Raw genomic sequence first — 22,090 nt, 5'->3', positions numbered from 1 at the left:
CTGTATCGAATCATTTCACAGTATTCTTAAGAAGGAATATGTTTACTGCACGACATTTAAGACCAAGAAGCAAGCATATGATGGAATCTTTCAGTATATTGAATTCTTTTATAACCGTAAACGTATCCACAGTAAACTTGGTTATTTATCGCCGGTTCGCTTTGCTGCGCTCTTTCAAAAGAAGAAGAATGCATAATAAATTTCTTAACGGAGTGTCTACTTTCTTGACGGTGGTCCAGATTTCCAGTTAGTAAGAGAAATGATGGCCTATCCCACTCATTTAACAGGAAGATTTCCCGTTAATGAAACTCGAGAACTCAGCCAGCATTCAATCACAATAACAAGGGTCCTATTATCTAAACGGCCCAGTTCTTAACTTCGTTCAAGAATTGTATTCAACGTCGTACGGTCTAAGCCTTTTACTAAGGTAATCAAGAGCTCCTTAGCAGCTTCATAATCGTCTGTATGTATGATGGAAGACGATGTATGGATGTAGCGAGAACAGATCCCAATCACTGTTGAAGGAACACCGATCCCACTAAGATGAACTTGACCTGCATCTGTGCCACCAGGAGATACAAAGTACTGGTATTTAATTTTATGTGTGTCTGCTGTATCTTGAACATACTCTACCAGTCCACGATGGGTTAGCATAGTTGGGTCAAATATACGTAATAATGCACCATTACCAATATGTCCGAATGCCTGTTTGTCACCAGTCATATCGTTGGCTGCACTAGCATCTAAGGCAAAGAAAATGTCTGGTTGGATAAGGTTAGCTGCTGTGCGAGCACCTCTTAATCCTAGTTCTTCTTGAACCGTTGCACCGATGTACAATGTATTTGGAAGTTTCTCTTTGTGTAGTGCTTCTAGAGCTTCAATGGCAAGACCTAGACCGTAGCGATTATCCCATGCCTTCGCCATAATTTTCTTAGGATTAGCAAGAGGTGTGAAATCACAGATCGGTACGATCTGCTGTCCGGGATGAATACCGAAAGATTCAGCTTCTTCTTGGTTGTCAGCACCAATATCCAGATACATAGACTTGATGTCGACTGGTTTACTACGTTGTGCTTCATCTAATAGATGAGTTGGAGTGGAACCAACTACGCCAATAATAGGCCCATTTTCTGTGATAATCCGAAGGCGTTGTGAAAGTACGGCCTGACTCCACCATCCTCCAAGAGGTTGAAAACGAATCATACCTGTAGGGGTAATCCCTGTTACCATAAATCCAACCTCATCGAAATGCCCAGCAACCATTACCTTAGGACCATTCTCATCTCCCCGAACAACACCAAAGAGACTTCCTAGTCGGTCTTGTACAAACTCTTCCGTATATGATGACATGGCATCTTTGACCCATGCACGCAATTCTCTTTCAAATCCTGATGCAGCTGGAAACTCAGTAAGTTGGCGGAACAATTCCATCGTTTTTTGATTCATTGAAAGAAAACTCCTTTTCATGTGTGATTTTCATTGATAAGTATGAACTTTGTCTTGTCGATTGTCCACATTAGAATTGACCTTGCACTTTTCATGCTTGATAGGCATAACATGTCAATGGGTGAATGTTCTGTAGTAGCTATTGAGAAGGGGGCACATATCATGAACTTGACGTTGAGGAAACGTATTCTGATTTATGTGTTGTTTATTTTGTTGATCATTATTTTGATTTGGCTTTTTTAAATGAGGTTTAAGAAAAATTCTGTGAGCGACATCGTTATAAAGTCGAAGTCGCTCATCTGTCATGTACAGTTATTACGTTTCATTTGATTTCTTTTTTTACCGTTGTATTCTTACATTAAGATGAGATGACGATCAATTTAGGAATTATGCCCAATATACTTAAAACTATGCATCATGTACAATGTAATAAATGTAAGAAACAGGAGGATTTAAATAACTTATGCCGATCCGTAAAGAATCCATTCAAATCGTTAATGATCTTCAATCTAATCTTGAATCTTGTATCTTAGGGAAGTCTCTAGAAATACAATTATTACTCACTGCGCTTCTTGCGGGGGGACATGTTCTTATTGAAGATGTGCCGGGAACGGGTAAGACTCAATTAGTTAAAGCTCTCGCTAAATCAATAAGTGGCGATTATCGTCGTATTCAGTGTAATCCTGATATTCTACCTAGTGATATCACAGGGGTGTCTATATTTCATCCTCGCGATCAACAATTCTATTTCCGCCCTGGCCCAGTAATGACTAACATATTACTTGTTGATGAGATTAACCGAGCAACGACGAAGTCTCAATCCGCATTGCTTGAAGTTATGGAAGAGCGTAACGTTACCGTGGACGGAGAGACACATGATCTACCCCATCCATTTATGATGATAGCCACTCAGAATCCAATTGATTTCGAAGGTACATATATTCTTCCGGAAGCTCAGCTTGATCGGTTTATGATGAAGATTAATCTTGGATATCCAGAGGCTTCGGTTGAGAAAAGTCTGTTGTTGCAACATCAGATGGGACAACCTGTGAATCGATTAGAGTCTGTCACAGACATGGAGCACATTGCTACGATACAGCAAGAAATACGGAATATACATATGAGTGATGTAGTTGTTGATTATATGCTTGCATTAGTTCGGAGAACTCGTGAACATCAAGCCGTTCTACTTGGTGCAAGTCCCAGAGGCTCATTATCTTTTATGTTGGCATGTAAGGCTTTTGCTTTTCTTCATAATCGAGATTATGTACTTCCTGACGATGTTAAGAATCTAGCTCCATATATTTTATCCCACCGGATTTTACTCCGTCCAGAATCACGTCTTGAAAGTATGCATACAGAATCTGTTCTTCAGAACATCATCCAACAGGTTAAGATACCTGTAACCATGATGACGGGCGATCGGGGATGAATGCTATTCTGACGTCCATTAGAAAAGGGTTACGTAAGCCTAGATTGTGGGCGGTTCTTTTAGTATGGGGAGTCAGTCTGATGTATTTATTATTTCAAGGCGGAAAGACATCTTCCATGCTGTTCGCAATGTGTAGCTTAGTATTAGTGTATTTGCTACTTGGTGGATATAGTGGGGTTAGCCGAGCAGTGGGGAGACGTGAACTCACGTTATATGATGAACGATTGGATGTAGTTCATGCTGGAGAAAAGATCAATGTGAAACTCAATATTCATATTCCAGGGTTTCTTCCTTTTCCTTATATTATCGTAAGAGAAGTATTGAAAAGACATAATGGTCAGTCGTGGTCTTTTGAAGAGAGCGTGATCCCTAGCTTCCGTGGGAAGGCTCAACTCGTGTTTAAAACGCCCGAATTGGAACGTGGTCGATATGATTTCATGGATTCAGAATGTGTGAGTGAGGATATTTTTGGATTATTGGAACATAAAGGGGCAATTCACGCTCCCGGGCAATTTATCGTCCTTCCACGAAAGGTCTTTATTCCATATTGGGAACTGTTCGATCGTCATTCTCGCTTCGCTGGGCCTCAGACGGCATTATCTTCTTCACGCAGAGAGACGACACAAATTAACGGGGTTCGTGATTATGTTTACGGTGATCGTATTACACGAATTCATTGGAACGCGACAGCGAGGACTGGAACTTGGAAGTCCAAAGAATTCGAACATGAATCGGTTCCCAAAACAATGATCGTTCTGGATTCTTTAAAAGCGAATTATAGTTCAGATGAACAATTTGAACTTGCTGTTTCTACGGTATCTTCACTCTTAGAATACGGCATTCGTGAACGAATAGGTATTGGGTTATGTACTCTTGCAAGTCGGTCTCAAGTGTTTACTCCATCGGAGAGCTCGTTAGAGCGGCAGAAAATGCAACACCATTTAGTAGATTTGAATGCTGATGGAGTCGGCAAATTACTACCTATGTTAGAATCGGCGTCAAGTCTCTTTCCACGAGGCGCTTATTTTGTTCTAGTCAGTCCAACCAGTGGACAAACTGTGATGGAGTTGTTCCGATGGGCGGATACGCGTGGGATGAGTCCATCTCACGTGCACATTCTTCATACAAATGGGAATCCCGCAAAGGATTGGTCATCCGTGCTAAGAGCACGTGGTATTCGTGGGTGTGCTGTTTCCTCATTAGAGGAGTTACCTAACGCAATAGGAAGGGGATCGGTATGACCAAGCGTAAAGCTATTTTCAAATATGATTGGTTAACCTCAATCTCTTTCTTGTGGATATGGATAGTTGCTAAACAATGGGTATCCTTTACGGAAGAATTATGGTTTGAAGAGACAACTTCTTTAGTCAGCAGAACCATTGTAATAATTATCGTTATAGAAGTTTTACTCCCATTAAAGAGGGGGTATCGCCTTATTATTGAATGTGCATTGATATTACTGACCTTGTGGTCCACACTTATTGATTATAAGGTATATAATCCGACGGAAGAACTACAAAGTGGGATGAATAACTTTATATCTGCTATGCAGCCTTATGTGTGGTTTGCATTTAGCGCAGCAATATTATGTCTATTCATAGCTAAATTTATAAGAAGTCAACGTTGGATCCTTCTATTTATGGGTCTAAATGTTATCGCAATGGCCATACTCGACTCCTTCACAGAGACCATACTTTGGGATAAAGCTGCATGGATGGTATTTGCTATGATGGGATGGTTGGTGAGTCATCATTTTCAACGTTTTAAAAGTAGATATCCTGTAGGTTGGAGAAATTTACTTCGTTCACCTTTTGAGATGATAGCGCATATCGTACTGATTTTTGCTGTAATCTTTTTACTGGGTGTTAATATGCCGAAGGTGTCTCCTATACTTACGGACCCATACACAGCATGGACAGAGCGAAATAGCGATTCAACCGATGTAAATAGTAAGCAAGTGGAAGTTAAAATAGCTAATGCACAGCCATCTACTTCTGGATATAGTATGGAAGATAATCAGCTCGGGGCTGGGTTTGACTTCGACTATTCATTAGTAATGACAGTTAAATCGTCCCAGCGTAATTATTGGCGTGGAGAGACACGAAGTGTCTATTCAGGTACGGGCTGGAAGAATGAGACTCGCAAAGAAAGCTCTCTGGATGATGTGACGGCAGAAGAAGAATTGGAACGGGAATCGTCGTCCGCTATTATACAGACAGAGAAAGTGCAACAGCATATAACGATCTCAGATGGTAAAGAATATCCGGTATTATTTGGAGCATTTGCGATGTCTTCTGTTCAGACGTTAAACAGTGAGAAGGATATGAAAGGCATTCAGTGGAATGCCCCACAGGCAGAACTTCATTGGGATGCTGAGCAAAAGTATCCACAGAACTATCTTGTCACTTCAGAGATTCCTATTATTCGCGTAGAAGAATTAAGAATGAAATCTTTCGATGATTTATATGACAATTTCACCGAAAAAGATTATTTACAGATTCCCAAAGGTTTTCCCAAACGAGTTGGAGAATTAGCTGCTAAAGTCACAGAATCAGCCGAGACACCGCTTGAAAAAATCGCTTTATTGCAGACCTATTTAGGAGAGACATATGAATATACCAACACGCCTGATGTCTCTCGTAAGATTAGTGATGATTTCGTAGACAGTTTTCTATTTGAAATACGTGAAGGATATTGTGATTATTTCTCTACTTCGATGGTCATGTTAGCAAGATCTCTAGATATTCCAGCTCGTTGGGTCAAAGGATATGCTCCAGGGCGACAACCTCAATTGGACGATCTCCGCATGATGCAACAGGGACAGTCTGATTCAGGAACGTATATCGTGACCAATGCCGATGCTCATTCTTGGGTGGAAGTTTATTTTGGCCCATATGGTTGGGTACCAGTTGAAGCAACACCAGGGTTTGATATGCCACTCCTTAAGGAAATGGACAATACTGCTAATACTCAAGAGGTAGATCCGCAAGAAAAAGAAGAGAATGAGGATAAGACGCCAGTTGAATCCACAGATAAAGGTGTGAAATCTATTTGGATAAAAGGGATATCCGTAGCATCAATCCTTTTGATTCTTTCGTGGTTGGGGTATAAGGGATGGAAATCCCGTCATTCACTACACTTTTTGTGGCTTCGTCTTCGAATGGGAAAAGAACTATCCCCTGCTGAGAAAGTGGTTGCGGAAACGGAACGTTGGTTGCGGTCTGTACACAGACATGGCTTAACTCGCGGGAAGAATGAGACGTTACGTGAGTCCGTGGCGAAATGGCACAGTAGTATACCAGCACTAGGAGAATCTCTGGACGTCCTTCTGGAACATTTTGAAAAAGCTCGGTATAGTCCAGAGGCAATTGCAAGTGATGAATGGCATGTAGTTCAGAAGGTTGCGGAACAGTTAAAAGTCGCTCTTAGGGCGAAAAATAATACTTAGCCATACCCTCGTCCTTTTTGCCTATGCAAAAGGGACGGTTTCTTTTGTAATAACTCATGATATTATGGTATAGTTTGTCGTATGAAACTGAGGTGACTTGACTTGTTTGAAATGCTGATGCCTAAATTACGGGTGAATACAGTATTCGATATTGACTTGGAAGATTTATATGCAAAGGGTTACCGAGGGATTATTACGGATTTGGACAATACGCTTGTAGGTGCAAAAGCACCGCTTGCCCATCCGGAATTAATTGCTTGGTTTGAATTGGTGAAAAAGACAGGGTTTCAACTAATCATTGTATCTAATAACCATTTGGAGCGAGTATCCTCTTTTGCTACTCCATTGGACATTCAATATGTACATGAAGCCCGCAAACCTTCCCTTAAGCCTTTTAAAAAGGCTATGAAGATGATGGGACTTTCGAATACAGAGACGATCATGGTAGGCGACCAAATGATGACCGATGTGTTCGGTGGGAATCGGCTCGGACTACTTACAGTATTAGTGCTACCCATCTCGATTCAGGACGAAGGATGGACAACAAGAATCAATCGAAGAGTGGAGCGTATTGCGCTTACAAATCTTCGCAAAAAAGGATTATGGCTTGAGGAGGAACACAAAGAATGAAAGAAACAATTGGCGAGCAAGAAGCCAGGCACTGTAGTGGATGTGGTATTACATTGCAGACGGAGCAAACTGATTTACCAGGATATGTACCATCCAAAGCGCTAGAACAAGAACGGATTATCTGTCAGCGCTGTTTCCGTATTAAGAATTACAATGAATCCTCATCTGTTACCGTGGATCAAGATGAATTCTTGAAGCTGTTGAGCCAGATCGGCAATAAGAATGCACTTGTTATTCATATTGTAGATTTGTTCGATTTCCAGGGAAGTATGATTTCTGGATTACAACGCTTTGTTGGGAATAACCCTGTTATTCTTGCGGTAAACAAGATTGATCTACTTCCGAAAGTTACGAATTGGAACAAGATTAAGAATTGGGTTCAGCATCAGGCTAAAGAGAATGGTCTGAAAACGGAAGAAATCGTATTATGTAGTGCCAAGAAAAATCAGGGATTTGATCGTTTGCTTGAGACCATCGCTACGTTCCGTGGAGACCGGGATGTATATGTTGTGGGTGCAACAAACGTAGGCAAATCAACCTTGATTAATCGTCTCATCCGCGATTACAGTGACCTTGAACAGGAATTGACGACATCACGCTATCCAGGTACTACACTGGATATGGTTAATATACCGCTTGATGATGGTCACCACATTATTGACACACCAGGAATCGTATACCCTTGGCGTTTCAGTGAGCTTGTGAGTCGTGAGGATCTTGGAGCTACCATGCCAGAGAATCCACTTAAACCAATGGTGTATCAACTCAACGAAGGACAGACGTTATTCTTCGGGGCTATGGCTCGATTCGATTTCGTACAAGGTGAGCGACAATCATTCACTTGCTTCCTTAGTCCGCAGATTGGAATTCACCGTACGAAGTTAGAGCGTGCAGACTCTTTGTATGCAGATCATGCAGGAGAGATGCTCTCACCTCCTAACAAGGAGAACCTAACGAAACTTCCCGAGTGGACAAGACACGAATTCAGTATTAAAAGAGGGGCTCATTCCGATATATTTATCTCAGGATTAGGATGGGTCAAAATTAATAGTGATCAGGGTGCTATCATAGCAGTTCACGTGCCACGTGGTGTAAAAGTTCTATCTAGGCCTTCTTTGATATAGTGAAAGTCACCAATTTGCAATAGGGTTGGGCCAAGCATGATCTAGATAAATCAATATAAAAGCGGGTGAAATGGGAGTATGTTATGGAGAGACTTGCCTTCACAACCTAACAAGATGACGATGCATCTTGCGGTCATAGGAGATCCTATCGCACATTCTAAATCCCCATTGATGCATAACGCTGCTTTAGTTGAGCTTGGAATCGAGGGTGAATACGTTCCTGTACACGTTAGTCGTGAGGATCTCGGCAGTGCGATTACTCGCATGAAAGAACTTGGATTTAGAGGGATCAATGTGACCATTCCACATAAAGTTGAGGTTATGAATTATATTGATCAAATCGACGAATCCGCAGCCCGAATAGGTGCTGTAAATACGATTGTGAATGAGAACGGTATTCTTACGGGATACAATACGGATGGGATTGGTTATGTCCGGTCGCTGAAAGATGAGACCCAAATTGATTTACGTGGCAAGTCCATCATGGTCTTAGGAGCAGGTGGAGCCGCTCGGGGCATTGTCTACGCACTTGCGCAGGAAGAACCCAAGAATATAGTGATTGTAAATCGATCTGAAGATAAAGCCCTGCAGATGGTAGAGGAATGGAAGTCAATTGTGAATATCACCGCACTCGCCATGGACAAAGTCCATTCCCTAATGCCTGCAATGGATGTTGTCATTAATACAACATCCATTGGGATGCATCCTCATGTGTCACAATCGGTTATTGATCCAGAGATAATACCAGCAGGAATTATCGTGAGTGATCTAATCTATAATCCGCTCACAACTGAACTTTTGAAGAAAAGTCAGGAGAGAGGCTGTATCATACATGGTGGTCTCGGGATGTTTGTCAATCAAGGTGCCTATGCCCTTGAGTATTGGACAGGAATGCCTGCACCGATTGAGAGTATGCGAACTGCGGTCTTGAAGAGTCTTGGGAATGATAAGTAGTAGAACAATAGGCTCTGAATCTAACTAGTCCTTGAAAGCAATATGTTAATGACAGAACGTAGCGAAGGGGACGGAATTGTACTGAAGAAGCGATAGCGTTCGCCTACAAGCTTTCCATAGGAAAGCTACTTCGAAAGCATATACTTATCCTCTGATTTCTACCGCTATAAGCGGTTAAATCAAGAAATCAGAGGATAACAGCGATCGTAAGTACAATCCGCCACCGTAGCGGTCAGCTATAGCTTTGTTTTCAAACACTAGAAATGTTTTGAGCCACCAAAAGATTAATTAATTGAATTGAAGGAGTTTGGATATTACATGTTAACCGGAAAACAAAAACGTTATCTACGTTCATTAGCGCATCATTTAGATCCTGTGTTCCAAGTGGGTAAGAATGGAACGAACGATCATTTGATTCGTCATATTGAAGAAGCTATTGAGAAGAGAGAACTGATGAAAGTAACAGTTCTTAACACATGTCTTGAAGATCGGAACGAAATCGGAGCCGAATTGGCTAAAGAGTCTGGTTCTGAATTAGTTCAGGTCATCGGAAAAGTAATCGTATTGTATAAAGAATCAAAAGATAATAAACAAATTCAACTGCCATAAGTAGGGGAGGATTCAGCATGAAGATAGGTATCATGGGAGGGACCTTTGATCCACTTCATATCGGACACTTGCTCGCAGCAGAATCTGCAAGGGATTCTTATCAGTTGGATGAAGTCTGGTTCATGCCAAGTCATATTCCTCCTCACAAAGAAAAGGCAGGAGCAACGGGTGAAGAGAGGCTAGCGATGGTAACCGAAGCAATTAAGGACCATCCTTCCTTTCGAACTCTGGATATCGAGGTGAAACGGGGCGGTGTATCCTACACCATAGATACGATCGAAGAGCTTCATGAGATCCATCCAGGAGTTGACTTCTATTTTATTATTGGAGCGGATATGGTTAACTATTTACCTAAATGGGATCGGATTGAAGACTTGTCGAAGATCATAACCTTTATTGGTGTTGGGCGCCCAGGTTCTCCTATAGACCTGAGTGCATTACCATGTTACTTACAGGATAAAGTTTTGTTAGCTGACATGCCACTTGTAGACATATCCTCAACTGAGATTAGGGAGAGGGCAGAGACCGGGCATTCCATCCGTTATATGGTGCCTGATCGTGTATATGAATATATACTAAGGAGCGGGATCTATGGAATATAGCCGTGATGATCTTATTAGAGTTGTATCCTCTCAGATGCCTGAGATGCGCTGGAAACATACACAGGGCGTTATGGAGACAGCTGTAAAGTTGGCAGAACAATATGGAGCAGATCCTGTAAAAGCTGATTTAGCTGCGATTCTGCATGATGTGGCTAAATATTGGCCCGTAGAGAAGCTAAGAGCGATTCTAACCGACAATCAGTTATCTGATGATTTGTTATTATATAATAAACAACTATGGCATGCTGAAGTAGGTGCATATGTAGCAAGTCATGATTATGGAATAGACGATATCGAAGTATTAGATGCTATTCGTTATCATACTTCTGGCAGAATAGGTATGACTTTATTGGACAAAGTGGTATGTCTAGCCGATTATATTGAACCGGGTAGAGACTTTCCGGGTGTGAATAATATTCGAGAACTAGCCAACCATAGTTTAGAAGGAAGCCTAGTTGCTGGATTAGACTCTACAATTCATTTCTTGATGTCACGTACGCAAATTATTTATCCGTTAACAGTATTAGCACGTAATGATTTAATAAAGCAAATGGAGGCGAATTCATGAATCAAAAGTTTGTTAGTCCTGAGAAGTTGTTGGATTTGGCAGTAACTGGTGCACAAGATAAAAAGGCAATGAACATCGTTGCACTGGATTTAAGAGGAGTTTCAATGGTTGCTGATTATTTTGTGATTTGTCACGGTAACTCTGATGTACAAGTGCAATCCATCGCTACAGAAATTCGTAAGTCGGCTATGGAAGCAGGTACAACAATTCGTGGGATCGAAGGTATGAACGCTGCTCGTTGGGTACTAATGGATTTAGGGGACGTTATTGTTCATGTCTTCCACCGCGATGAGCGTGAATTCTATAATCTTGAAAGATTATGGTCTGATGCTAAGGTAGTGGAAATGGTATGAGTTTAGTTGCGGGTACAGTTGTCTCACTAGAAGTGGCCCGTGAAGTGTCTCCATACGGATTCTTTCTATATGGGGATGATTTCGATGTGTTACTTCATTACACGGAGATTACAGAAGAAATAAAACCAGGTGATATCGTAGAAGTATTCATTTTCTTTGATACCGAAAGTCGCTTGGCTGCAACGATGAAAAAGCCACTGTTGACACTGGGTGGAATAGCCAAATTGGTAGTAGCTGATATCAATCCACGTCTAGGGTGCTTCCTTGAAATGGGCCTTGGTCGTCAATTGTTACTTCCTATACGCGAGTTACCTGAGATTAAAGAACTACATCCACGTGTCGGTGATTCTGTGTTTGTTACCATGGAACATGATAAGCAAGGGCGTCTACTTGCCAAGTTAGCTGGGGAGTATGAGTTAGAGACACTGACTTTTGCTGCCCCTACCTCATGGATGAATCAGTGGGTGACTGCAACCGTGTATAAATCGCTCCAAATGGGCACATTTGTGCTTGTTGATGGTGGTGTAGTTGGATTCGGGGTCATTGGTCTAATTCACGCTACGGAACGCACTCGCATGCTTCGTCTTGGCGAAGAAGTGAAGGCACGTATTAGCCATATTCGTGAAGATGGCAGAGTCAATCTTTCCATGGCACCATTGAAAGAGGTTGGAAGAGATCTAGATGCAGAGCGTTTGCTAGAATTCCTCAAGGATCGTCCAGGTGGTGGAATGCCTTATTCCGATGCTACTCCTCCGGATATCATTAAAGATCGATTCGGCATTAGTAAATCTGCATTTAAACGGGCTATAGGTAAGTTGCTGAAAGATGGCCTAATTACGCAAAAAGAAAATTGGACGTACTTAGTGAATCCTGAATCGAATTCAGAATCGGATTCGAATGAAGATATACAGTCTTAATCCTATAAGTACGTGTTCAAAAAGTCGGATTTTCAGCACCAAGAGTACTTCGTGATCAAAAGATGACTTTTTGAACAACCTCTATAATGGATTCATAGTATTCCAAAGAAAGTGTGGTGTCATCATGTCATCCTACCGGAAATTTGCATATGTCTACGATGAGTTAATGGAAGACATGCCATACCCTGACTGGATACGTTTTGCGCGAACAGCTTGGGAGAAACATGGGATGCCTCATACTGTAGCTGAGCTTGGCTGTGGAACGGGTAGCATCACCATACCACTAGTGAATTCTGGATTTGAAGTAACAGGTATAGATCTTTCATCAGATATGTTATCCGTTGCACGTGGCAAAATGGATATGACTCCACAAGGTAGCCGCCTTTATCGTGAAGGTAGTATACGTTGGGTAAACCAGGATATGAAAGAGTGGGAACTGCCAGAACCAGTGGATTCTGTGATATCTTTTTGTGATTGTATTAATTATCTCGTTGAGGAAGCGGATGTCATATCTATGTTTGCACGTACATATGAGGGTCTAAAACCAGGTGGATCATTTCTTTTTGATGTACACCACCCCAACACGATGAAACGTTACGATGATGAACAACCATTTGTGCTGGATGAACGTTCAGTTTCATATATTTGGACTTGCGATTTGGATGTACAGAGCTATGCTATTGAACATCATTTGCGAATTTTCGTACGTGATGAACAAGGTAGCGATCAGTATCGACGTTTCGATGAGATTCATGTTCAGCGGGCTTACGATCCAGAGTGGATGAGAGTGGAGCTTACCAAAGCTGGATTCCGTGATATCAAAATATACGCTGACTTTGAATGGGTCGAAGCTGAAGATGATGCGCAGAGATTATTCTATGTTGCGATCAAATAAGTATGTGTATGAAGCCTTGGATAGATATCAGGGCTTCATTTTTTTAATATAGATCCTTTTTAGTATATACTTGAGAAGTGAGTTTGATTGAAGACTATCGATATAACACATATGAAGGAGTGAATGAAATGGAATTGAAGAATAGTACAGCCATTATTACTGGAGCAGGAAAAGGAATTGGTCTAGCTATAGCTACAACCCTTGCTAAAGAAGGTGTTAATCTAGGGCTAATCGCTAGAACAACGTCAGATCTAGAAGGACTTCGTAACACTTTGACTGAAACTTATGGCGTCAAGGTTAGTATTGCTACAGCGGATGTTTCTGTAAAGGATGAAGTGGACAAAGCAGTGGATAGTTTAAAAGAACAACTAGGTTCAATTGATATTCTGATTAATAATGCTGGATTTGCAGAATTCGGAACATTGTTAGAGATGGATCCTGAAGTATGGGAGAGAATGATGCGCGTTAACCTAATGGGAACTTATTATGTAACTCGTGCGGTACTTCCTACGATGGTAGAACAGAATAGTGGTAACATTATTAATATCTCATCCACTGCAGGTGAGAAAGGATTTGCAACAGGTTCAGCGTATTGTGCTTCTAAGTTCGCGGTATTAGGATTAACGGAATCCGTTCTGCAAGAAGTTCGCAAATTCAACATTCGTGTTGTTGCACTGACTCCAAGTACAGTGAATACAGATCTTGCTAAGAATGCGGGCTTAAAAATAGGTGATGAAGATCGCATGATGCAACCTGAGGATGTGGCAGAGTTAGCTCTGGCTACCCTGAAACTTCCACAGCGCGTGTTTGTAAAAACGGCTGGACTTTGGACAACAAATCCGCAATAATGGATCATCAAACAAGCCTTGGATCCTTTGATCCAAGGCTTGCTTTTGCGTGTGTTACTAAGGAGCATGAGATCAGATCTAATGTCCTTATTGTCTCTCCAATTTAACGATGTTCTACAAGGTCAATACTTCCAAGGATAATATGTGCTAGACCGAAGCCTAGTACGCCATACGCAGCAAGCTTATACTTACTTCCAAGTAACGCAGCACCAGATGCTGATACAACAGTTCCAAGAACAGTAGGAATCATCCCTTCGCGCATATGAACACTCCCTTAGATTGGTTTGGAAAGACGTATAGTAGTCTTTGTCAAAATATAATGAACTATACGCTTGAGACATGATCAGTAACCTATATATTTGTCGAGGGTCATTTGTTGACTTATCTTCCTTAATTCTGTATAATATGGTTCATCAAAATGCATATTTTAAACGTTGATGAGGAGTATTAATTTCGAGAAATATCACTCAGAGAGCCGGTGGTTTGCTGGAAGCCGGTTGATGATCCGAAACGAACTTACCTTGGAGTCATGATATGATTATGGAAGAGCTTAAACGTTCTACGATGTAGATCGTCAAGAGTTTCTATATCTAAAATATCGTCGTCTTGCCCGCGTTAAGGGTTCAAAGTGAGTGGAGAACAAAGAATGTATTCCACTAACTAGGGTGGTACCACGGGAATTCAGACCTCTCGTCCCTAGCGATCAAACGCTAAGGATGAAGAGGTTTTTTTGATGGGCAAATGTAAGAGGTCTGCTTTTCAGACAAATTACATATTACACTGCACGAATTTTGAAGGAGGACAAATAATCATGAGTGAACAGCAACAAGGTCAAGGTTATCAACCACAAGCGATTGAGCCGAAATGGCAACAATATTGGGAAGAGCATAACACATTTAAAACAGGGGAAGATCCAGCTAAACCGAAGTTCTATGCTTTGGATATGTTCCCATACCCATCGGGTGCAGGTCTTCATGTAGGCCATCCTGAAGGTTATACAGCGACGGATATTGTCTCTCGTTATAAACGTATGCGTGGATACAATGTGCTTCATCCTATGGGATGGGATGCATTTGGTCTACCAGCGGAGCAACATGCTATTGACACAGGAGAACATCCAAAGGGATTCACAGTTCAGAATATTAATACTTTCCGCCGTCAGATCAAATCTCTAGGTTTCTCATATGATTGGGATAGAGAGATCAGTACGACAGATCCTGAATATTATAAATGGACACAGTGGATATTTATACAGTTGTATAATAAAGGACTTGCTTATGTAGCTGAAGTGCCAGTCAATTGGTGTGAAGCATTGGGTACTGTACTTGCGAATGAAGAAGTCATTGATGGATTAAGTGAACGTGGAAGCCATCCTGTTGTCCGCAAACCAATGAGACAGTGGATGTTGAAGATTACGGAATATGCAGATCGCTTGTTGGACGATCTAGAGGAATTGGATTGGGCTGAGAGTATCAAAGATATGCAACGTAACTGGATTGGTAAATCCAAAGGGGCTGAAGTGACATTTGATATTCAAGGTCACGAAAAGCAACTCGTGGTATTTACAACTCGTCCAGACACGTTGTTCGGTGCAACGTATTGCGTTCTAGCTCCAGAACAAGAGTTAGTAGATCAAATTACGACAGAAGAACAAAAGGCAGCTGTAGAAGCTTATAAGATCCAAGCTTCACACAAAAGTGATCTTGAACGTACAGATTTGGCTAAAGACAAATCAGGGGTATTCACAGGGGCTTATGCTGTTAACCCAGTAAATGGCGCTACTATGCCAATCTGGGTTGCAGATTATGTTCTTGCTGGATATGGTACGGGAGCTATTATGGCCGTACCAGGACATGATTCACGTGACTGGGAATTTGCCAAACAATTTGGGATCGACATCGTGGAAGTGATTAAAGGCGGTAATGTTGAGGAAGAAGCATACAGCGGTGACGGTGAACATGTCAATTCCGATTGGCTTAACGGTCTAAACAATGTCGATGCTATGGCGAAGATGATCACTTGGCTAGAAGGGAATGGCAAAGGTCAAGGTAAAATCACCTATCGTTTGCGTGACTGGTTATTTAGTCGTCAAAGATACTGGGGAGAGCCTATTCCAATCCTTCATCTAGAAGATGGGACAATGAAGACGATTCCTGAGGACCAATTACCACTCGTTCTACCTGACGTTGAACATATCAAGCCATCTGGCACAGGAGAATCACCATTAGCTAACGTTCTTGAATGGGTGGAAACAATCGATCCTGAGACGGGAATGAAGGCTCGTCGTGAGACCAATACCATGCCTCAATGGGCAGGTAGTTGCTGGTATTACTTACGCTTTATTGATCCACACAATGATAAAGAGTTATGTTCTAAGGATAAGCAACAACAATGGCTTCCAGTAGATTTGTATATCGGTGGTGCAGAACATGCTGTACTTCACTTGTTATATGCACGTTTCTGGCATAAGGTGTTATACGATCTTGGCATCGTAGATACGAAAGAACCATTCCATAAACTTGTGAATCAAGGGATGATTCTAGGTACTAACAATGAGAAGATGAGTAAATCGCGTGGTAATGTCGTTAATCCAGATGAAATTGTCCAAAGTCACGGTGCGGACACACTTCGTATATACGAAATGTTCATGGGACCACTAGAAGCGACTAAGCCTTGGAGTATGAATGGTGTAGAAGGAAGCCATCGTTTCCTTTCTCGTGTATGGCGTTTAATCATCAATGACGAAGGCACTTTAAATAGTAAAATTGTCGATGGTGAAGGCAGTGATGAATTTAAACGTACTTGGCATAAGAGTATTAAAAAGGTAACGGAAGATTTGGAGAACTTACGCTTTAATACAGCGATTAGTCAGATGATGATCTTCGTAAATGAAGCATACAAGGTTGAAGAGTTGCCACGTGTCGCTGTGGAGAACTTTGTACAACTTCTGTCACCACTGGCACCGCACATTTCCGAGGAATTGTGGCAGCGCCTTGGGCATGAAGACAGCATCACGTATGCTGAATGGCCAACATATGATGAATCTTGGACAGTGGATTCAGAGATTGAGATCGTCGTACAAGTGAATGGTAAGATTGTAGAGCGTACCATGATTGCGAAGGATATGGATAAAGATGCCATGCAAGAGTATGCTTTGGCTCTTCCTAGTGTTCAGCAAGCTATTGCGGGTAAAAGTATTCGTAAAATGATTGCTGTTCCAGGTAAATTAGTTAATATTGTGGTCGGTTAATTTCACTGAAATATTCATTTAGCTTATCTACATCTTCATCATATTTATTGTGAGTTGTGGTAATAAGATTGTGAAATATACCATCTAAGCTGCGGTCTAATTGAGATAAGGCTTGGGCGGTAATACCACCAGGAACGGCTACCAGTTCTTGAAGTTGTAGAGGGGTTAACCCTCCTTGGGTTAACAGCTTGCCCGTACCCATCATCATCTCACTTGCAAGACAGGTTATTTCCTCTTGGGAAATGCCTGTCATTTCCACAGCAGCATGGATCCATTTTACTAAGAAGAAACTCATAAAAGCAGGCCCGCAACTTGTGAAGTCAGAGTTAATGCGTGCCTGCGATTCTTTTATTTCTATCGGCTTGCTGATGAAAGAGAGTAGATTATGCAGGAGTTGCTTATCTTTCTCTTGAATTCGGCTACCATACATAACTAATGAAGCACCACTTCCTACCTTATGAGTTACACTTGGAATCACCTTAGCAATCTTACAGGGAAGATGCTCCTCTAAATGCTGTAACTGTACAGGACTAGTGATCGACACGAATATTTGGTCATTTCGAACATGATCCTTAATTTCTTGAATTAAACTAACGAATTGAAGAGGTTTGACACAAACGAATAACACGTCACAATTGGTTACTGTCTCGATGTTGTTGCTGCACACATTTAGACCCTTGTGGCGTTCAGAGAGTAATAGTGGCTTTTCTATAGATCGATTACTTATAAATAACTGCTGAGGCTCTATTGCACCAAAATTGATGAAAGCGTCGATTAAGAGGCTTCCCATACTTCCGGTTCCAATTAGTCCAATCCTCATGGGACATTCCCTCCTTTCATAATTACGGTAATCACATAGTCCTTCTTCTTAACATATGCATTAGAACCTTTACAACATGACGAATTTACAGATTAGACAAGTAATTATATTTATTTGTATTAAGATGTTGCAGTCAAATTTCGTGATTCTATTCATTCCAATGTGATAGAGGTGTAGTGTAGTGAAACGTAAAGGGGTAGGTATTATGATTGCTCTGTTAGGCAGTGGGTGTATTCTTTTATCCGGTCTAGGGGGTAGCGAAGAAATTGAGGATTGGGAACCATTAAATTTACAAGTAGCACAAGCGTTAGGAGAAGAGATATCTTCTTCTGATCCAAAACAAGAGGAACAAGTAGCGCCCACAAAGACAGTGTTGAGTTCAACTACGGATTCGAAGGCTTCTGTGTCGAAGAACAATGTTAATGAGGTAAATCCGCCCGTTGCGGAGAATAAATCGGCGACGACGATTGTCGAACAGAACGGAGAGCAAGTTAAAGTTGACGCAAAGACGGACTCTAAGGAAACTTCAGCAGATCAATCGAATATTCATAAAATAAACGTGAACACCGCGGATGCCAAAGATTTAATGGAACTTCCGGGGATTGGAGAGAAAAAGGCACAGGCTATCATAGATTATCGTACACAGAATGGTCCCTTTCAAAAAGTAGCCGATCTTAATCATGTGAAAGGGATTGGAACGAAAATGATGGAGAAAATAGCGCCATATGTAGCATTATAGGATTATAATAAAGAAATATAGAGGGGAGGAGAATATCATGATAGATACACGAAAAGACTGGGACACGTATTTCATGGACATTGCATACATGGTATCTACCCGTTCTCGTTGTGCTCGCCGACATGTAGGAGCTTTACTTGTGCAAGGTAAGAAGCTACTCGGCACAGCTTATAATGGTGCTCCAATGGGGATGCCTGATTGTTCAGAAGCGGGCTGTATGATTACAGAGGAAGTATCCTTGTTTGAAGTAAATGGAGAACAACAGATGGTTACGAAGCAACGCTGCATCCGCACCATTCATGCGGAACAGAATTTACTGCTTTTCACAGACCGGATTGATCGAGAAGGAAGTACCGTATATGTAACAGACGAACCGTGTTGGACATGTGCGAATATGTTGGCGAATAGCGGAATTGTAGAAATTGTATTTCATAGATCCTATCCTAAAGATACCGACAAAGTGACAGAGATGATGAATAGTAAAGGTATTAATTTTCGCCACTTACAATCTTATGAACCACCGAAAGACACATTAACGTCCGTTTCGAACTAACTAAATAATGTAACCTGTAGGACTTTTCAATCTTATAGTGAAGTTTGATAGAGGAAGAACCTCTTTTGCGAGTTAGTCGCAAGAGAGGTTCTTTTTATTCTATATAAAAGGGATCGTGATAACGAATGCAAGGTAGGCCACTGTTGTTATTTACTCTCTGTTGGGTTATTGGAAGCAGTACAGCATGTCTATACTCAGGCATTGCGTTAGGTTTATTAATGGTTGGGATATCGGTTGCACTTCTAGTAGCTTTGATATTTATGAAAATAAGACGGGTAACGATTATGGTGTTGTGGCTAGCACTCACGGTTTCATGTGGATACTGGGAGTGGCATGATCACGCTAATGTTACTTCGTTACCTCAAGCTGTGAATAAAGACATAGCTAAGCTTACAGGGCTTACTGTAGATGTAGAAGGTATGGTTGTAACCACGGTGAATGTAGATGGAAATCGAGCAGATATGAATGTGTCACTCTCTGGATTGAATTCACATTCTGTATCAGAGAAGGTGATTGTGCAAGTGAAGTTACAGACAAAGGATCAGCAACGAGAGGCTGAGAAATGGCAACGTGGAGACATGGTTAAGCTAAGTGGTACTCTTGAGATTCCGGCAAGTGCTCGCAATTTTGGTGGTTTCGACTATCGAAACTATTTGCGTACGAAAGAAATTCATTGGGTCATGAAGGTCACAGGACTTGAGAATACGGTAGTCGTACCTCCTACTTCATGGAATAGAATCTCTCTATTTCGTGTGAATGATAGACTGAGAGAGAAGATGGCATCCAAGATTGAACAAATATTTCAAGAACCTCATGCTGGATACATGAAGGGTCTGATTATCGGAATGCAAGATGATGTAGATCCTGATACGTATAGCGAATTCTCTCAACTTGGATTGACACATATATTGGCAGTATCGGGCTCCCATGTAGCTGTTTTTGTAGCATGTATGATGATCTTACTTAAGGTGTTCAGACTTTCTCGTGAGACGAAACTTACGATTGTTATTCTGCTAGTCCCTTGTTATGTTCTTTTGACCGGATTTAGCCCCTCGGTTGTTCGCTCCGGAATCATGAGTATGATTACACTTTATGCAGCAAGACAAGGGTTATTAAAGGATGGACTTCATATTATTAGTGCTGCAGCTCTCATGATGCTGGTATGGGATCCTTATTTATTAGTAAATGTAAGTTTTCAGCTTTCTTTTATCGTTACTGTAGGCCTAATCGTATATGTACCCTTAACCATGCCATTATTGGGACGATTGCCCCGTAAACTATCAGGTGCATTAGGTGTGACCGTTATTGCTCAATTGACGTCATTTCCACTAACGATCTATTATTTCAATCAATTCTCATTGCTCTCTTTAGTGGCTAACTTTTTACTGGTTCCTTTAATCTCCATGCTAGTTATGCCACTAGGGATGATTTCATTAGCATTAGGTTCTATATGGTTGCCTCTGGGTCGATGCATAGCATGGATTACGGAGTGTCTTGATAACATTACCTTTACGGTGATCGAATGGATGAATAATTATCCAGCTTTTATAACTATATGGCGATCACCTTCTCTATTATGGATAGTTACCTACTATATTTTGGTATACGTACTCCTGAAATTAGGTAATATATGGGTCGATCACGTGCAACCGTTACCCATCAATACTGACGATACCGTTCCATTAGAAGTGTCTTTTTTGAAAAAAAGCCCATTAGAGGGTGAGGCCAATAAGCTTTCTTGGAAGCAATTTATGGTAGCTCCACTGATGATTTCGTTTATTATCTTACTGGTTATAGGGTATCGACCACAGTCATTGAAGGGTGCTGGATTGGTACAATTTCTAGATGTTGGACAAGGGGATAGCATTCTATTAACGACTCCTGAAGGTAAGAATATTCTTGTGGATGGCGGTGGGACACTGAATTTCAGCAAGCAGAACGACCAGTGGAAGATGCGTAAGGAACCTTTTGAAGTAGGAGCAAAAGTGTTAGTGCCTTTGTTGAAAAAGCGTGGTATTCATCATCTAGATGCTGTGATACTTACGCATGGTGATCAAGACCATGTTGGTGGATTGCAAGCCGTGTTAGATCAGATCCCAGTTCGGGCATTGTTATTTAATGGAACATTAACAGGAACGGCGACATTAGAGAAATTATTATCAACGGCTATAGCCAAAAATATTCCAATATATGCTGTTCATGATGATATGGAGATGCACCCCGATTCATTTACAAACATGATCTTCTTAGCTCCAACTATGACACAAGATGAACAGATAAAGTTGCCTATTGTAGAGGAACAGAATCATTCCTCCCTAGTGTTTATAGTTGAGATGAATGATGTACGTGTTTTATTAACAGGGGATATGGATGTGGCTAGTGAGGAATATATTTTAGAAGACGCAACGAATTCAACAAGGGTCTCTAAAGGTATAGATATTATAAAGATTGCACACCACGGAAGCAAGACATCAACGTCTAAAGAATGGCTGGCACGTGTGAAAGCTACAGTTGCTGTTATATCTGCAGGCGTAAATAATTCATATGGCCATCCTCATCCTGATGTGGTTAACCGAATTATAGATCAGGGCTTAGGCATATTTAGAACGGACCAACAAGGAGAGATACAAATGAAGCTTCATCATAAAAAGGTGTGGGTCAGGAATAAGCTAAAATAGATGGATTGAACTAAATTTTTGCATGGAAGGTGCTTCTTTGGTTCTATCAATATAGGCAGGGGACTTGAACTTCATCGCGTACTCTTGTAAGATTCCCATAGAGAGAGTTTTTATAGAACTTTTCATCATCAATCTCCATTGGGTTAGGGAGGTTGAGTTTTGTGTGATTAGATCATGTATATTTTTGGTACATAATACTATGAAATACTTTTTAAAAAATGGTT

21 protein-coding genes and 1 other annotated feature are annotated in these 22,090 nt (G+C 41.1%); of the genes, 18 read left to right on the top strand and 3 right to left on the bottom strand.

Annotated elements, in window-relative coordinates:
* Nucleotides 1-196: IS3 family transposase (locus AC1D7X_RS03000; RefSeq protein WP_495474616.1), on the top strand; the 196-nt coding region annotated here is incomplete at its 5' end.
* A gap of 176 nt (nucleotides 197-372) precedes the next feature.
* Here the strand turns inward: AC1D7X_RS03000 and AC1D7X_RS02995 are convergent.
* Nucleotides 373-1,446, bottom strand: a complete 1,074-nt coding sequence (locus AC1D7X_RS02995) for a M42 family metallopeptidase (protein ID WP_495454128.1) — start codon at nucleotides 1,444-1,446, stop codon at nucleotides 373-375.
* A 463-nt stretch (nucleotides 1,447-1,909) separates the two neighbouring features.
* Between AC1D7X_RS02995 and AC1D7X_RS02990 the strand changes: the two genes are divergently transcribed.
* The 13 genes from AC1D7X_RS02990 to AC1D7X_RS02930 all read left to right on the top strand — a co-directional run bounded on the left by AC1D7X_RS02990 (nucleotide 1,910) and on the right by AC1D7X_RS02930 (nucleotide 13,826).
* On the top strand, nucleotides 1,910-2,878 hold the full coding sequence (locus AC1D7X_RS02990) for an AAA family ATPase (RefSeq protein ID WP_495454129.1): 969 nt from the start codon (nucleotides 1,910-1,912) through the stop codon (nucleotides 2,876-2,878).
* Complete coding sequence (locus tag AC1D7X_RS02985) at nucleotides 2,875-4,119, top strand: DUF58 domain-containing protein (protein WP_495474615.1); 1,245 nt, start codon at nucleotides 2,875-2,877, stop codon at nucleotides 4,117-4,119. Before AC1D7X_RS02990 ends, AC1D7X_RS02985 begins: the two co-directional genes overlap by 4 nt.
* The gene (locus AC1D7X_RS02980) at nucleotides 4,116-6,326 is read left to right on the top strand and encodes a DUF4129 domain-containing transglutaminase family protein (protein WP_495474614.1); all 2,211 of its coding nucleotides are present in this window, start codon (nucleotides 4,116-4,118) and stop codon (nucleotides 6,324-6,326) included. The genes AC1D7X_RS02985 and AC1D7X_RS02980 overlap by 4 nt, the downstream gene beginning before the upstream one ends.
* A gap of 102 nt (nucleotides 6,327-6,428) precedes the next feature.
* Nucleotides 6,429-6,956 (top strand): YqeG family HAD IIIA-type phosphatase, encoded by a 528-nt coding sequence (locus tag AC1D7X_RS02975; RefSeq protein ID WP_495454132.1) that lies wholly within the window; start codon nucleotides 6,429-6,431, stop codon nucleotides 6,954-6,956.
* Entirely contained in the window at nucleotides 6,953-8,080 is a 1,128-nt protein-coding gene (gene yqeH / locus AC1D7X_RS02970) for a ribosome biogenesis GTPase YqeH (RefSeq protein WP_495454133.1), read from the top strand. The genes AC1D7X_RS02975 and yqeH overlap by 4 nt, the downstream gene beginning before the upstream one ends.
* Before the next feature lie 78 nt (nucleotides 8,081-8,158).
* Entirely contained in the window at nucleotides 8,159-9,034 is an 876-nt protein-coding gene (aroE, locus tag AC1D7X_RS02965; protein WP_495474613.1) for a shikimate dehydrogenase, read from the top strand.
* 318 nt (nucleotides 9,035-9,352) lie between these two features.
* A complete protein-coding gene (gene yhbY / locus AC1D7X_RS02960) occupies nucleotides 9,353-9,643 on the top strand; it encodes a ribosome assembly RNA-binding protein YhbY (protein WP_495454135.1) in 291 nt (96 codons plus the stop codon).
* A gap of 17 nt (nucleotides 9,644-9,660) precedes the next feature.
* Entirely contained in the window at nucleotides 9,661-10,245 is a 585-nt protein-coding gene (locus tag AC1D7X_RS02955; RefSeq protein ID WP_495454136.1) for a nicotinate-nucleotide adenylyltransferase, read from the top strand.
* Nucleotides 10,235-10,813 (top strand): bis(5'-nucleosyl)-tetraphosphatase (symmetrical) YqeK, encoded by a 579-nt coding sequence (yqeK, locus tag AC1D7X_RS02950; RefSeq protein WP_495474612.1) that lies wholly within the window; start codon nucleotides 10,235-10,237, stop codon nucleotides 10,811-10,813. Before AC1D7X_RS02955 ends, yqeK begins: the two co-directional genes overlap by 11 nt.
* Nucleotides 10,810-11,166: a ribosome silencing factor gene (rsfS, locus tag AC1D7X_RS02945; RefSeq protein WP_495454138.1), complete on the top strand. Its 357-nt coding sequence runs from the start codon at nucleotides 10,810-10,812 to the stop codon at nucleotides 11,164-11,166. The genes yqeK and rsfS overlap by 4 nt, the downstream gene beginning before the upstream one ends.
* Entirely contained in the window at nucleotides 11,163-12,083 is a 921-nt protein-coding gene (locus tag AC1D7X_RS02940) for a CvfB family protein (RefSeq protein ID WP_495454139.1), read from the top strand. Before rsfS ends, AC1D7X_RS02940 begins: the two co-directional genes overlap by 4 nt.
* Before the next feature lie 124 nt (nucleotides 12,084-12,207).
* On the top strand, nucleotides 12,208-12,978 hold the full coding sequence (locus tag AC1D7X_RS02935) for a class I SAM-dependent DNA methyltransferase (RefSeq protein WP_495454140.1): 771 nt from the start codon (nucleotides 12,208-12,210) through the stop codon (nucleotides 12,976-12,978).
* 128 nt (nucleotides 12,979-13,106) lie between these two features.
* Nucleotides 13,107-13,826 carry a 3-ketoacyl-ACP reductase gene (locus tag AC1D7X_RS02930; protein WP_495454141.1) on the top strand — a complete coding sequence of 240 codons (720 nt, stop codon included), beginning with the start codon at nucleotides 13,107-13,109 and terminating at the stop codon, nucleotides 13,824-13,826.
* Between the two features lie 103 nt (nucleotides 13,827-13,929).
* On the opposite strand, the gene AC1D7X_RS02925 is transcribed toward AC1D7X_RS02930, so the two are convergent.
* The gene (locus AC1D7X_RS02925) at nucleotides 13,930-14,088 is read right to left on the bottom strand and encodes an asparagine synthase (RefSeq protein ID WP_068659360.1); all 159 of its coding nucleotides are present in this window, start codon (nucleotides 14,086-14,088) and stop codon (nucleotides 13,930-13,932) included.
* A 163-nt stretch (nucleotides 14,089-14,251) separates the two neighbouring features.
* Nucleotides 14,252-14,527 (top strand) — a binding site (T-box leader).
* A 110-nt stretch (nucleotides 14,528-14,637) separates the two neighbouring features.
* Between AC1D7X_RS02925 and leuS the strand changes: the two genes are divergently transcribed.
* Nucleotides 14,638-17,076 carry a leucine--tRNA ligase gene (leuS, locus tag AC1D7X_RS02920; protein ID WP_495474611.1) on the top strand — a complete coding sequence of 813 codons (2,439 nt, stop codon included), beginning with the start codon at nucleotides 14,638-14,640 and terminating at the stop codon, nucleotides 17,074-17,076.
* On the opposite strand, the gene comER is transcribed toward leuS, so the two are convergent.
* Nucleotides 17,057-17,896, bottom strand: coding sequence for a late competence protein ComER (gene comER / locus AC1D7X_RS02915; RefSeq protein WP_495454143.1), 840 nt, complete (start codon nucleotides 17,894-17,896; stop codon nucleotides 17,057-17,059). The genes leuS and comER overlap by 20 nt on opposite strands.
* Before the next feature lie 181 nt (nucleotides 17,897-18,077).
* Between comER and AC1D7X_RS02910 the strand changes: the two genes are divergently transcribed.
* The 3 genes from AC1D7X_RS02910 to AC1D7X_RS02900 all read left to right on the top strand — a co-directional run bounded on the left by AC1D7X_RS02910 (nucleotide 18,078) and on the right by AC1D7X_RS02900 (nucleotide 21,866).
* Nucleotides 18,078-18,635 (top strand): ComEA family DNA-binding protein, encoded by a 558-nt coding sequence (locus AC1D7X_RS02910; RefSeq protein ID WP_495454144.1) that lies wholly within the window; start codon nucleotides 18,078-18,080, stop codon nucleotides 18,633-18,635.
* A 34-nt stretch (nucleotides 18,636-18,669) separates the two neighbouring features.
* A complete protein-coding gene (locus tag AC1D7X_RS02905; protein WP_495474632.1) occupies nucleotides 18,670-19,188 on the top strand; it encodes a deoxycytidylate deaminase in 519 nt (172 codons plus the stop codon).
* A gap of 143 nt (nucleotides 19,189-19,331) precedes the next feature.
* On the top strand, nucleotides 19,332-21,866 hold the full coding sequence (locus tag AC1D7X_RS02900) for a DNA internalization-related competence protein ComEC/Rec2 (RefSeq protein WP_495474610.1): 2,535 nt from the start codon (nucleotides 19,332-19,334) through the stop codon (nucleotides 21,864-21,866).
* Nucleotides 21,867-22,090 lie beyond the last annotated feature (224 nt).

The organism is Paenibacillus sp. Y568 (genome assembly GCF_059445545.1).
The sequence above is the reverse complement of the archived record's forward strand: the minus strand, read 5'-3'. Positions and strand labels throughout refer to the sequence as shown.